This window comes from Enterobacter cloacae complex sp. I3 (assembly GCF_014896175.1).
Lineage (GTDB): Bacteria > Pseudomonadota > Gammaproteobacteria > Enterobacterales > Enterobacteriaceae > Enterobacter > Enterobacter bugandensis.
Genome location: NZ_JADBQZ010000001.1, coordinates 182,118 through 194,240 on the forward strand (window position 1 = coordinate 182,118; position 12,123 = coordinate 194,240).

Sequence of the window (12,123 nt, forward strand, 5' to 3'; positions counted from 1 at the left end):
TCAGAGGTCATCATGGATCAGCTAATGGCGATGCGCGCCTTCACGCGGGTGGTGGAATCCGGCAGTTTTACCCGCGCGGCGGACTCGCTGAATATGCCGATCGCCACGCTGAGCAAACTGGTTAAATCCCTTGAGGCGCACCTGGCGATACGTCTCCTTCACCGCACGACTCGTCGGGTGGTCACGACGCCTGAAGGGCTGGAATACTATGAAAAAGCGCGCCGGGTGCTGATTGATATCGAAGATATCGACACCTCGTTTCGCGTTTCCCGCGCGACGCCCAAGGGACATTTGCGGGTTGACGTGGGCGGTTCCACCGCACGGGACGTGCTCATCCCCCTGCTGCCGGATTTTATGCAGCGCTACCCGGATATCCGTATCGATCTTGGCGTGGCCGATCGTCCGATCGATCTTATCAGCGGTAACGTAGACTGCGTGATCCGCGGCGGCCCGCTGAACGATTCAACGCTTATCGCACGTCATCTCGGTGACGCTCAGATGGTCACCTGCGCGACGCCGGGTTACCTTAAAAACCACGGCGTTCCGGCCTATCCGCAGGAGCTGCGCAACGGCCACAAGCTTGTTAGTTATCTCTCTCCCGTCACCGGGCGGCCGTTTCCGTTTCGCTTCCGGCAGAACGGCGAGGCGCTGGAAATCACTCTTCCGCACTATCTCGGTGTCAATGAAAGTAACGCTCATCTGGCGGCTGCCGCGGCGGGTCTGGGGATCGTTCAAACTTTTGAGTATTCAGCAAAGACCTATTTGCAGGCGGGAGCGCTGGTGGCGATTCTGGGTGACTGGCAGCCTGCCGCGTACCCGTTTCACGTGGTCTACCCGCAGAACCGGCATTTAACGCACAGACTGAAGGTGTTTATCGCCTGGCTGGCGGAGGTGTTCCCCGCCGCGCTGAAGGGATAGCCGGGCACAAACCCGGCTGTGATTTAGTTAAGCTTATAGTCCAGGGTAATTTCGGCCTTGAGCAACTGCGACACCGGACAGCCCGCTTTGGCTTTCTGAATAATGCCGTCAAACTGCTGTGGCGCAATGCCCGGTACGGTGACCTTACTTTGCAGCGCAACCTTAGTGATGGCAAAGCCGCCGTCGGTTTTATCCAGAGAGACGTCCGCGGTCGTATCAATCGAATCAGCGGTATAGCCCGCTTCACCCAGCATCAGCGACAGCGCCATGGAAAAACAAGCCGCATGTGCCGCGCCGATCAGTTCTTCCGGGTTGGTCCCCTTTTCACCCTCAAAGCGGGTGTTAAAGCCGTAAGGCTGTTGGTTGAGAACGCCGCTCTCGGTGGAAACCGTTCCTTTCCCGCGCTTAATGTCGCCAGACCAGTGTGCCGAACCGTGCTTATGAATCGTCATTCTTGCTCTCCTTTTGGCTTACAAAGGGTTAAGTATAGACTACGCATCTGACACGCCCTGGAACACAGACGATTCCGTGTCTTTCACCTGCTGTACCGACAACAAGGATAATGATATGACGCTAAAAATCAGGATGGCCGTCGCGGTAGCCACGCTGGCTCTCTCTCTTTCTTCAATGGCCAAAACGCCGGAAAACTTTATCTATACCAGCTCAGGCGACCTCGACGCGGCGCTCCCGCTGGTTGCGCGTGGCGACATCGGCGGCGTGCAGATCGTTTACAACTGGCGCCAGCTTGAACCCGAGAAGGACAGCTATGACTTCTCGCGGATTGAGCAGGATCTGGCGCGTCTTAAGGCCGTCCGGAAAAAACTCTTTATTCAGATCCAGGATCGTTTCTTTGAGCCGGACGCCCGCTACGTCCCGGACTATCTGATGCACGATAAGCAATACAGCGGCGGGATTGCGCCGCAGTTTGATAACCCCGGCGAGGGCAAGCCTGTCGGCGCGGGATGGGTAGCGCGTCAGTGGGACCCCACGGTGCGCCAGCGCTACCAGGCACTGCTGGCAGCGCTCGCAAAACGCTTTGATGGCGAGGTGTATGGCGTAAACCTGCCTGAAACCGCGATTGATATTGACGAGAAAAATCCGCCAGCGGGCTTCACCTGCGATAGCTATTTCGCGGGTGAGATGGAAAATCTGTCCTTTGCGCGCAAGGTTTTTCAGAAATCACATGTGGTGCAGTACGTGAACTTCTGGCCGTGCGAGTGGGATAACGACCACAACTATATGGGGCGTCTTTTTGCGTATGCCAGCGCCAACAATATTGGCTTGGGCGGGCCGGACATTGTGCCCAACCGCAAGGCGCACATGAAGAATGCCTATCCCTTCTTCCATAAAAATAAACAGGCGCTGCCGCTCATTGCCATGGCGGTTCAGGAGCCGACTCTGACCTATAAGGATCCTCAGACCGGAAAACCGTTCACCAAAGCCGAGTTTGTCCGCTTCGGCGAAAATTATCTCGGGGCCGATATTATTTTCTGGAGCACGGCCTCTCCCTGGCTAAAGGCAAAATAATCGCCCCTCAGGCAAGGTGGCGGGACAGTTCGTCAAGAAACACGCGCAGCGCGGCAGGCTGGTATTCCCGTGACTGATAAATGCCGTGGATGGCAAGCGATTTCGGCTCCAGCGACGCCAGTACCGGCACCAGTAATCCCTGCTCAAGCGCGGCGCGCGCTTCGCGCTCCGGCAGCATGGCGATGCCGCAGTGCTCGATCGCCGCGTTCATGAGCAGTGAAGAGATACTGGCGCTCAGGTTGCCGCTGACGGCCACGCTCAGGCTTTCGCCTTCCGGGGTCAGGAAGTGCCAGGACTGCCCGGCGAAAAAGCTGTAGTGCAGGCAGTTATGCTGCGCCAGTTCTTCGGGGCTGACGGGCGTGCCGTGCTGTGCCAGATACGCCGGCGAGGCGCAGAGCACCGATCGACACTCCCCCAGCCGGCGGGCGATCATGCCGGGCTCCGGGTTATCGGTAATGCGCACGGCGACGTCAATGCGCTCTCCCACCAGGCTGACCGGATGGTTGTTCACGTCCAGCTCGATGCGCAGCTGCGGATAGCGCGAGAGCAGGCCGGGCAGGACCGGCGCAATCAGGTGCATGGCGGTAAAGTGCGCGCAGGCTACCCGCAGCGTGCCGGACGGCAGATCTTTTTCCGACTGACCTTCGATTTCCTGCGAGATCTGCGAGAGCGTCCGCGTTTTTTGCAGCACCTTTTCCCCTGCCGCCGTCAGCGTCAACTTGCGCGTGGAGCGGTTTACCAGCCGCGTCCCCGCCCACTTCTCCATTTGTTCAAGGTAACGGCTCACCATCGGCCGGGAAATGCCCAGCGCGCGGGCCGCCGCGCTCAGGCTTCCCAGCTCGCATATCCGGTTATAGACCTGAGCGGCAATAACGCGATCCATATAAGCTCCATCTGCTCGATTTATGAAACTAAGCATGTCTTGTTTCAGGAATTCTGGCAAATGAGAATATCCGTACAATAGAGACATTCCTGAACAACAGAGACAACAGCATGAAACTCACTCATATTGCCCTGCTTTCCACCCTTTTCGCTCCGGCCGTTTTTGCTGCGCCGTTGACGATTGATACCTATAACCCGCAGGAAAAAGGCATTTTCGCGGTCTCCTCCACGCTCGTTTCCGGCCCGAAAGAGGCGGTGCTGTTTGACGCGCAGTTCAGCGTGAAGGATGGCGAAGCGCTGGTAGAGAAAATTCGCCGCAGCGGTAAAACGCTGAATAAGATTGTGATCACCTCCGGCGATCCGGATTTCTATTTTGGCCTGCAGCCGCTGGTGAAGGCCTTCCCGAATGCCAAAGTGGTGGCCACGCAGCAGGTGGTTGACCATATTAAGGCCACCAAAGACGCCAAGCTCGCCTTCTGGGGCCCGCAGATGAAAGACGGCGCGCCAACGGAACTGGTGGTGCCGCAGGTGCTCGCCTCCACCACCTTTATGATTGACGGGGAAAAGGTCGATATCGAGCAGCCGGACAGCTATGCGGCCTATGTGTGGATCCCGTCCGTGAAAACCATCCTCGGCGGCACCGGGATCTCCTGGGGGATTCACGTCTGGACGGCTGATACCCAGACGCCGGCTCGCCGTCAGCAGTGGCAGCAGACCCTGGACAACATGGCCGCGCACAGGCCGGAACGCGTGATACCGGGCCACTACCTGGGCACGCCACCGTCCGGAACCGGGGCTATTGATTTTACCCGTGGCTATCTGCAGCATTTTGAACAGGCGTTGTCGGCACATAAAAACTCTGCGGGCGTCATCGGTGCACTGAAAAAACAGTATCCGGGCCTGGCCGAAGAGAGCTCTCTGGAATTAAGCGCCAAAGTGAATACCGGCGAAATGAAGTGGTAATTTAAAAACGGCTCCTGCTATATTCCCGCGATAGCAGGAGCACCGCCATAATATCCGCACTGCCTCACGCCAATATATCCCTCCGTTTTAAAAGCGCATAAAAGCATGCACTTATGTCATTTTTATTTCTAAGATGAATCTGAGACACAACCGGGGAAATATTTGCCATTCTGTTTATGAATTAAATTTTTTGCGAGCCGTACCATTAAACTGACAACGACACGGAGGCAGCATGTTTACTTATTACCCGGCTAATACCACAGCAGCACAACCTGAACTCGTTAACGCGATTGCGCAGGGTCTTCACGCCGAGCACGGTGCTGTGACTGAAGATGACATTTTAATGGAACTGACCAAGTGGGTGGAATCCACGGATAATGACATCCTCAGTGACATCTACCAGCAGACCATTAACTACGTCGTCAGCGGGCAAAACGCACCTTTGTAAAAACCTGCTAAGCTGGATCTGCAACCTAAGGGGTTACATTTCGTTTGCGAAAGCAAACTGGTCCTTAAAACTATCAACAGGATTGAGGAGTTAACATGAAATCGAACCGTCAGGCACGCCACATTCTGGGACTGAACTACAAGCTTTCTAATCAGCGTAAAGTGGTGATTGAAGGCGACCACGAAACGCAAGTCACTCACGCCACCGGCAGAAAACGCCACGCGGGCAAGTAAGTTCCCGACTGAGATCCAGAACACCATCGGCAAAACCGATGGTGTTTTTGTTTATGTGTTGCGGTAATTAATATTTAGCTCCTTTATAATACCGCCCGACCGCACCCCGTAGCACAGGCCAGAAAGATGACAAACAGCAGTGTCAGGGACGGATCTTCAAAAAAAGAGTGAGTGACATGGACAACAAACTGAAAAAACATCGTTCCTTATACATCCCATACGCCGGCCCGGTTTTACTCGAATTCCCCCTGCTCAACAAAGGCAGCGCCTTCAGCATGGAAGAGCGCAGCAGCTTTAACCTGCTTGGCCTGCTGCCGGAAGTGGTTGAAACCATTGAAGAACAGGCGGAGCGCGCGTGGATCCAGTATCAGGGCTTCAAAACCGAGATCGACAAACACATCTACCTGCGCAACATCCAGGACACCAACGAAACCCTCTTCTATCGCCTGGTGCAAAACCATCTCGAAGAGATGATGCCGGTGATCTACACCCCAACGGTGGGTGCGGCGTGCGAACGCTTCTCTGAGATCTACCGTCGCTCACGCGGCGTCTTTATCTCTTATCAGAACCGTCACAACATGGACGACATTCTGCAGAACGTGCCGAACCACAATATTAAAGTGATTGTGGTGACGGACGGGGAACGTATTCTCGGCCTCGGCGACCAGGGCATTGGCGGGATGGGGATCCCAATCGGTAAACTCTCTCTCTACACCGCCTGCGGCGGCATCAGCCCGGCGTACACCCTGCCGGTGGTGCTGGATGTCGGCACCAACAACCAGCAACTGTTGAACGATCCGCTGTACATGGGCTGGCGTCATCCGCGCATTACCGACGACGAGTACTATCAGTTTGTCGACGATTTCATTCAGGCCGTGAAGCACCGCTGGCCGGACGTTCTGCTGCAGTTTGAAGACTTTGCGCAGAAAAACGCGATGCCGCTGCTGAACCGCTATCGCGATGAGATCTGCTCCTTTAACGACGACATCCAGGGCACCGCAGCGGTGACCGTGGGCACGCTTATCGCCGCCAGCCGCGCGGCCGGTAGCCAGCTGAGCTACCAGAAAATCGTCTTCCTGGGCGCAGGCTCTGCGGGCTGCGGCATCGCCGAGCAGATTATTGCCCAGACGCAGCGCGAAGGCTTAAGCGAAGAGCTGGCTCGCTCCCGCGTCTTTATGGTTGACCGTTTCGGCCTGCTGACCGACGGTATGCCGAACCTGCTGCCGTTCCAGACCAAGCTGGTGCAGAAGCGCGAGAACCTGAAGAACTGGGACACCGACAACGAAGTGCTCTCCCTGCTGGACGTGGTGCGCAACGTGAAGCCAGATATTCTGATCGGCGTTTCCGGGCAAACCGGTCTCTTCACCGAAGAGATTATTCGCGAGATGCACAAGCACTGCGAGCGCCCTATCGTGATGCCGCTTTCTAACCCGACCTCCCGCGTGGAAGCGACGCCGCAGGACATCATCGCCTGGACCGAAGGTAACGCGCTGGTTGCCACCGGCAGCCCGTTCGATCCGGTGGTATGGAAGGATAAAACCTATCCGATCGCCCAGTGCAACAACTCCTATATCTTCCCGGGCATTGGTCTGGGCGTGATCGCCTCCGGCGCGTCCCGCATTACCGATGAGATGCTGATGTCAGCGAGCGAAACCCTTGCGGGCTATTCGCCGCTGGTCAACAACGGCGAAGGGCTGGTGCTGCCGGAACTGAAGGACATTCACAAGGTGTCGCGCGCTATCGCGTTTGCGGTGGGTAAAATGGCGCAGCAGCAGGGCGTGGCGGTGAAAACCTCTGCCGACGCGCTGCAGCAGGCTATTGATGATAACTTCTGGATGCCTGAATACCGCAGCTATCGCCGTACCTCGATTTAATTCTGCGCCCGAACCGGTCCCTCTCCTCATTGGGGGAGAGGGTTAGGATGAGGGGCAACAGACCGCACCATCGAATACCCACTAGCCAAACCCCCTTTCCCCCGCTACACTCCTTTCATCCATTAACCCACTGAATATATAAGGAGGCCAATTATGCTGTATCGTGAAATTTTCAATGTTTCACATACATTTGGTGATCGCACCAGCTCAAGCGTTATCGGTATCGTGCTGCGATAACTTCTGCTTGAGCGAAGACACCAACCCCTGAAATCCCTTCTCTCGGGCTTACTGAGTTATCGTCAGCGATGTTTGACGAGGCATAAACATGCCTGTAACTCTTGGGTAAGCAACAATGAGCACTTTACTCACTGCACAATCTTTACGCGTTGATACGGCGTTTGGCACGCTCTTCGACTCACTCTCCTTTACGCTGAAAAAAGGCGACCGCATTGGCCTGCTGGGCGACAACGGCTGTGGCAAAAGTACGCTGCTAAAGGTGCTGGACGGAACAGATATCCCAGCCGCCGGAACGGTAGCGCTGGCCGGACACTGCCTGATGGCGCGCGTGGAGCAACATCTCCCGGACGCCATTTTCCCGCTGACCATGCTGGATGCCGTACTCGCGCAACTGCCTTTAGCTGAGCACGACAGTCTGCGCTGGAAAGCCGAAACGCTGCTGGCGAGCATGGGCTTCACGCCGCAGGATATGACGCTGCAATCCGCCACCCTGAGCGGCGGACAGCACACCCGCCTGCTGCTGGCGCGGGCGTTGATTCACGAGCCGGATCTGCTCCTGCTGGATGAACCCAGCAACCACCTGGATCTGCCGACCATGCTCTGGCTGGAACACTTTTTACAGAACTGGTCAGGCAGCTTCGTGCTGGTTTCGCACGACAGACAACTGCTGGATGCCGTCACAAACGGCAGCTGGATCCTGCGTGATAAGACGCTGCACTACTTTGCCCTTCCCTGTACGGCCGCCCGTAAAGCGCTTGCAGCAAAAGACGAAAGCGATGCGCAGCGCCACAAGGCGGAGCAAAAGGAGATCGACCGCGTGACCGCCAGCGCCAAACGTCTGGCGACCTGGGGTAAGGTTTACGACAACGAAGACCTGGCCCGCAAAGCCAAGCAGATGGAAAAACAGGTCGAACGACTCAAAGAGAGCCAGACCGCGCTCACGGCGGGCAGTCCATGGACGCTAACCCTGCGCGGCGACGCGCTGCGGGCGGACCGTCTGCTGGAGATGGAAAACCTCAGCGTCCCGCCTGCGCCCGGGCTACCGCCGCTGTTTAACATCGAAACGGCGCGGCTGAAAAGCGGCGATCGCGTGGCAATTGTCGGTCGTAACGGCTGCGGTAAATCGTCGCTGATGAAGCTTATCTGGCGAAATTTTGTGGATGAACCGACGGACAGCGGACTGAAAATTCATCCGCGCGTCTCGCCGGGCTACTACGACCAGACGCTGCATCAGCTGCCGGATGACGCCACGCTGCTCGACGCGCTGGAACCTTTCGCTCCCGACCCGCAAAACAGGAAGATGGCGCTCATTAGCGCCGGGTTCCCGTGGGCGAGACACGGGCAAAAAGTCAGCACGCTCAGCGGCGGCGAGCGCTCTCGCCTGCTGTTCGTCGGGCTGACGCTTGCCCGATATAGCCTGCTGATGCTGGATGAGCCCACCAACCATCTCGACATGGAAGGCAAAGAGGTACTGGCGGAAACGCTGCAACAGTTCGAAGGCGGCGTGCTGCTGGTCAGCCACGATCGCCAGTTAATTAGCCAAAGCTGTAACCGCTTCTGGCTGATTGAGGACGGCTGGCTGAGCGAGTGGCACGATGCTGAAGCCGTGTTTGAGCGGCTGCGCGAAAGCGTGGGGCTCGGGACATCCGCCGCGCCCGTCGTCACTGCTGGCGAGGTTCAACCCTCGCCGTACGACGATCTGCTGGAGCGGCTGATCGCGCTGGAAACGCTGCTGGAAGACGATCTGGCGCGTAAGCCGAAACATCAGAAGCCGCAGCTGCAGGCGCAATGGCGTAGAGAAATTGAGGAGATTGAAGCCCAGCTGTAAATCTGCGCCCGGCGAGCACCTCGCCGGGCCAGCATTTTTCCCCTTAATTATTAGAGGATCGCCGTATTCTTAATCCGAAATCGAATCAAATGATGACATTATGTTGCCGCAGCCTTGCATTACCAGGCTAATGTATTAATCCTTAAGGGGTACTACACCTGCTATGCAGATTCTTATCATGAACAAGGAGATACACATGAAGGCTGCTGTTGTTACTCAGGATCATCAGGTCAATGTCACTGAAAAAACCTTACGCCCGCTTAAGCACGGAGAAGCCCTGCTGAAAATGGAGTGCTGTGGTGTATGCCATACCGACCTCCACGTGAAGAACGGTGATTTTGGCGATAAAACCGGGGTAATCCTGGGCCATGAAGGTATTGGTATCGTGAAAGAAGTCGGCCCTGGCGTGACGTCGCTGAAAGTCGGCGACCGTGCAAGCGTGGCCTGGTTCTTTGAAGGATGCGGTCACTGCGAATACTGTAATACCGGTAACGAAACCCTGTGCCGTGACGTGAAAAACGCCGGTTACTCCGTTGACGGCGGCATGGCGGAAGAGTGCATCGTCACCGCGGGTTACGCGGTAAAAGTGCCGGATGGTCTGGATTCGGCGGCGGCCAGCAGCATCACCTGCGCCGGTGTCACCACCTACAAAGCGGTGAAAATCTCCGGTATAAAACCGGGCCAGTGGATCGCGATTTACGGTCTGGGCGGGCTGGGCAACCTCGCGCTGCAGTACGCCAAAAACGTGTTTAATGCCAAAGTCATCGCTCTGGACGTTAACGATGAACAGCTGAAGCTGGCCGCGAGCATGGGTGCGGATTTAACCATCAACTCACGCAGCGAAGATGCCGCTAAGATTGTGCAGGAAAAAACCGGCGGCGCGCATGCCGCAGTCGTCACCGCCGTCGCAAAAGCGGCCTTCAACTCGGCGGTAGATGCCGTGCGTGCCGGTGGCCGCGTGGTCGCCGTTGGCCTGCCGCCGGAAGCGATGAGCCTGGACATTCCGCGACTGGTGCTGGACGGTATACAGGTGGTGGGTTCGCTGGTTGGCACCCGTCAGGATCTGCAGGAAGCCTTCCAGTTTGCGGCCGAGGGCAAAGTGGTGCCGAAAGTGACGATGCGTCCTATCGAGGACATCAACGCCATCTTTAAAGAGATGGAACAGGGCCAGATCCGTGGCCGTATGGTGATCGACTTACGCTCGTAAACACCTTTTGCCGGGTAGTGGCTACGCCTTACCCGGCTCATTGCTACGACGAACGACGAACTGAAATCCACTCCTGAACCTCAATCTGGAAGGTGTCCGGCGCTTTTCGGTACATTTTACGCGCCAGGTCGAGAATAGTATGACGCGCGAGCTCCTCTTCCATCCGCTGCTGCGCGCTATCCATGACTGAACGTACTCCGCACGGGCCGTCGCAGACCCAGGCAGGCGGTGCTTCATCAAACACGGCCAGCCGCTGGCGCACTTCACGACATTCGAACATGTTTTTCTCGCCGTCAATGGCATGCGCCACATCCAGCACGCTGATCAGCTCCGCCGGACGCGCCAGCTTAAAGCCCCCGCCCTTGCCTTCCGTACTGATGACCAGCCCGGCACGTGACAGGCGTGTAAAGATTTTGCCGAGGTAGTCATACGGCACGCCCTGCAAGGCAGCCATCTCCCGGACGCTCATCTCACGCTCGTTGCCCTTCGCATCCACCATACACATCAGGCTGTGAATGCCGTATTCCACACCGGAACTGTAAAACGCCATGGTTAACTCCGAATTAGTGTTCGGAGCATTATAACGATTTTTAACTCAGAAAGAAGTTGTCGGAGTTAACTCCGACAAGTATAGTGGCAGTTATGTCAGGCATGAAGCCTGGCGGGAGAAAGGATCGAATATGAAAAAGCAGATTTTAATCGTAGGCAGTGGTTTTGCGGGTATGTGGGCAGCCGTGAGCGCGGCACGTCTCTCTGAGCAGCAGGGTAATAACAGTCTGGAGATTGCGGTTCTGGCCCCCTTACCCGAACTGCGCGTTCGGCCACGCTTCTATGAGGAGAAGGTTTCAACGCTGGTCGCCCCGTTGACTGACCTGTTTGCCGAGCTTGATATCACATTCATCGCCGGACACGCGGAACAAATTGATACCACGGCAAAAACCGTTTTATACCGGATGTCCAACGGCGCGCATGCTACGGCTTCCTACGATAGGCTGATCCTCGCTACGGGCAGCCAAACCAAACGCCCAGCGATTGCCGGCCTGGCTGACTGCGCCTTTGACATCGACCAGCTGGAATCCGCACAGGTATTTGAGCGTCACCTTGATTCACTGGCGTTACGTCCCTCCACGCCCGAGCGCAACACCGTGGTAGTCTGCGGAGGCGGCTTTACCGGCATTGAGCTGGCAACGGAGCTACCTGCCCGACTGCGTGCCCGTTTTGGCGACAATACGGAGATTAAAATAGTCGTAGTTGAAAAAGGGCCAGTCATTGGCGGCCGTTATAGCGACGCATTGCGTAAAACAATTGCAGAGGCGAGTGAGGCGCTGGGCGTTGAATGGCGGCTGAAGAGTGAAGTTGAAGCCATTGATGCTCACGGCGTAACGCTGAAAAACGGTGAACGTATTGCTGCTGCGACCGTCGTCTGGACCGCAGGCGTCGAGGCAAATCCTCTCAGCCTGCAGATAGACGGTGAACGCGATAGCCAGGGCCGCCTGGTTGTGACAGAGACGTTGCAGGTCCCCGCACATCCTGACGTCTATGCCACCGGCGATATGGCTCACGCCAAAACAGACGATGCGGGCAACACGGCGCTGATGACCTGCCAGCACGCGATCCAGCTAGGCAAATTTGCCGGTCATAACGCTGCCGCCAGCCTGCTGAACGTTACTCCTTACCCTTATCGTCAGGTAAACTATGTTACCTGTCTGGATTTAGGCGCGTGGGGCGCGGTCTATACCGAGGGCTGGGAACAGGCCGTCAAATCCGTCCGCGACGAGGCGAAGAAGATCAAAATCGCCATCACGAATGAGCTGATCTATCCGCCATTAGCAGACAAAACGGTCGCCTTTGCCGCCGCCGACCCTCTGGCGAAATTCGTTTAGGCCCCCGCCATCGCCCCGCTAACGGGGCGTTTTTATTTTCAGTTTCCGGCAATCCTTATCTTAATTCCTTTGTTCCCTTGTTTTCCCCCGCGCCCGATGATGAATCCGACGCTAACAAGAAGA

12 protein-coding genes are annotated in these 12,123 nt (G+C 56.6%); 9 read left to right on the plus strand and 3 right to left on the minus strand.

Features of this window, described 5'->3' with window-relative positions; genetic code table 11:
• Positions 1–12: 12 nt before the first annotated feature.
• Positions 13–918, plus strand: a complete 906-nt coding sequence (locus IM271_RS00805) for a LysR family transcriptional regulator (protein WP_126818104.1) — start codon at positions 13–15, stop codon at positions 916–918.
• Positions 919–941: 23 nt separating this feature from the next.
• Here the strand turns inward: IM271_RS00805 and IM271_RS00810 are convergent, their stop codons facing one another.
• The gene (locus IM271_RS00810; protein ID WP_028013230.1) at positions 942–1,370 is read right to left on the minus strand and encodes an OsmC family protein; all 429 of its coding nucleotides are present in this window, start codon (positions 1,368–1,370) and stop codon (positions 942–944) included.
• Positions 1,371–1,485: 115 nt separating this feature from the next.
• Here IM271_RS00810 and IM271_RS00815 point away from each other — a divergent pair, with 115 nt between their 5' ends.
• Positions 1,486–2,445 (plus strand): hypothetical protein, encoded by a 960-nt coding sequence (locus tag IM271_RS00815; protein ID WP_193051995.1) that lies wholly within the window; start codon positions 1,486–1,488, stop codon positions 2,443–2,445.
• A gap of 7 nt (positions 2,446–2,452) precedes the next feature.
• Here IM271_RS00815 and IM271_RS00820 read toward each other — a convergent pair whose 3' ends face one another.
• A complete protein-coding gene (locus IM271_RS00820) occupies positions 2,453–3,328 on the minus strand; it encodes a LysR family transcriptional regulator (RefSeq protein WP_045260574.1) in 876 nt (291 codons plus the stop codon).
• A 110-nt stretch (positions 3,329–3,438) separates the two neighbouring features.
• Between IM271_RS00820 and IM271_RS00825 the strand changes: the two genes are divergently transcribed.
• From IM271_RS00825 to adhP, 6 genes are all read left to right on the plus strand, one after another.
• Positions 3,439–4,290: a Vmh family MBL fold metallo-hydrolase gene (locus IM271_RS00825; RefSeq protein ID WP_193051996.1), complete on the plus strand. Its 852-nt coding sequence runs from the start codon at positions 3,439–3,441 to the stop codon at positions 4,288–4,290.
• 232 nt (positions 4,291–4,522) lie between these two features.
• A complete protein-coding gene (gene bdm / locus IM271_RS00830; RefSeq protein WP_023335793.1) occupies positions 4,523–4,738 on the plus strand; it encodes a biofilm-dependent modulation protein in 216 nt (71 codons plus the stop codon).
• 95 nt (positions 4,739–4,833) lie between these two features.
• Entirely contained in the window at positions 4,834–4,971 is a 138-nt protein-coding gene (sra, locus tag IM271_RS00835; RefSeq protein WP_008501714.1) for a stationary-phase-induced ribosome-associated protein, read from the plus strand.
• A gap of 176 nt (positions 4,972–5,147) precedes the next feature.
• Positions 5,148–6,845: an NAD-dependent malic enzyme gene (locus IM271_RS00840; RefSeq protein WP_028013235.1), complete on the plus strand. Its 1,698-nt coding sequence runs from the start codon at positions 5,148–5,150 to the stop codon at positions 6,843–6,845.
• A 352-nt stretch (positions 6,846–7,197) separates the two neighbouring features.
• A complete protein-coding gene (locus IM271_RS00845; RefSeq protein WP_193051997.1) occupies positions 7,198–8,910 on the plus strand; it encodes an ABC-F family ATP-binding cassette domain-containing protein in 1,713 nt (570 codons plus the stop codon).
• 196 nt (positions 8,911–9,106) lie between these two features.
• Positions 9,107–10,117 carry an alcohol dehydrogenase AdhP gene (gene adhP, locus IM271_RS00850; RefSeq protein ID WP_193051998.1) on the plus strand — a complete coding sequence of 337 codons (1,011 nt, stop codon included), beginning with the start codon at positions 9,107–9,109 and terminating at the stop codon, positions 10,115–10,117.
• A gap of 43 nt (positions 10,118–10,160) precedes the next feature.
• On the opposite strand, the gene IM271_RS00855 is transcribed toward adhP, so the two are convergent.
• Complete coding sequence (locus tag IM271_RS00855) at positions 10,161–10,667, minus strand: Rrf2 family transcriptional regulator (protein ID WP_028013240.1); 507 nt, start codon at positions 10,665–10,667, stop codon at positions 10,161–10,163.
• Positions 10,668–10,797: 130 nt separating this feature from the next.
• On the opposite strand from IM271_RS00855, the gene IM271_RS00860 reads away from it, so the two are divergent.
• Positions 10,798–12,000: an NAD(P)/FAD-dependent oxidoreductase gene (locus IM271_RS00860; RefSeq protein WP_193051999.1), complete on the plus strand. Its 1,203-nt coding sequence runs from the start codon at positions 10,798–10,800 to the stop codon at positions 11,998–12,000.
• The last annotated feature ends 123 nt before the right edge of the window (positions 12,001–12,123 follow it).

What these genes read in the sequence shown, in the direction of transcription:
- IM271_RS00815 (WP_193051995.1), top strand. Translation starts at nt 1,486, where the DNA reads ATGACGCTAAAAATCAGGATGGCCGTCGCGGTAGCCACGCTGGCTCTC.
- IM271_RS00810 (WP_028013230.1), bottom strand. Translation starts at nt 1,370, where the DNA reads ATGACGATTCATAAGCACGGTTCGGCACACTGGTCTGGCGACATTAAG.
- IM271_RS00805 (WP_126818104.1), top strand. Translation starts at nt 13, where the DNA reads ATGGATCAGCTAATGGCGATGCGCGCCTTCACGCGGGTGGTGGAATCC.
- IM271_RS00820 (WP_045260574.1), bottom strand. Translation starts at nt 3,328, where the DNA reads ATGGATCGCGTTATTGCCGCTCAGGTCTATAACCGGATATGCGAGCTG.
- IM271_RS00845 (WP_193051997.1), top strand. Translation starts at nt 7,198, where the DNA reads ATGAGCACTTTACTCACTGCACAATCTTTACGCGTTGATACGGCGTTT.
- IM271_RS00825 (WP_193051996.1), top strand. Translation starts at nt 3,439, where the DNA reads ATGAAACTCACTCATATTGCCCTGCTTTCCACCCTTTTCGCTCCGGCC.
- adhP (WP_193051998.1), top strand. Translation starts at nt 9,107, where the DNA reads ATGAAGGCTGCTGTTGTTACTCAGGATCATCAGGTCAATGTCACTGAA.
- IM271_RS00855 (WP_028013240.1), bottom strand. Translation starts at nt 10,667, where the DNA reads ATGGCGTTTTACAGTTCCGGTGTGGAATACGGCATTCACAGCCTGATG.
- sra (WP_008501714.1), top strand. Translation starts at nt 4,834, where the DNA reads ATGAAATCGAACCGTCAGGCACGCCACATTCTGGGACTGAACTACAAG.
- IM271_RS00860 (WP_193051999.1), top strand. Translation starts at nt 10,798, where the DNA reads ATGAAAAAGCAGATTTTAATCGTAGGCAGTGGTTTTGCGGGTATGTGG.
- IM271_RS00840 (WP_028013235.1), top strand. Translation starts at nt 5,148, where the DNA reads ATGGACAACAAACTGAAAAAACATCGTTCCTTATACATCCCATACGCC.
- bdm (WP_023335793.1), top strand. Translation starts at nt 4,523, where the DNA reads ATGTTTACTTATTACCCGGCTAATACCACAGCAGCACAACCTGAACTC.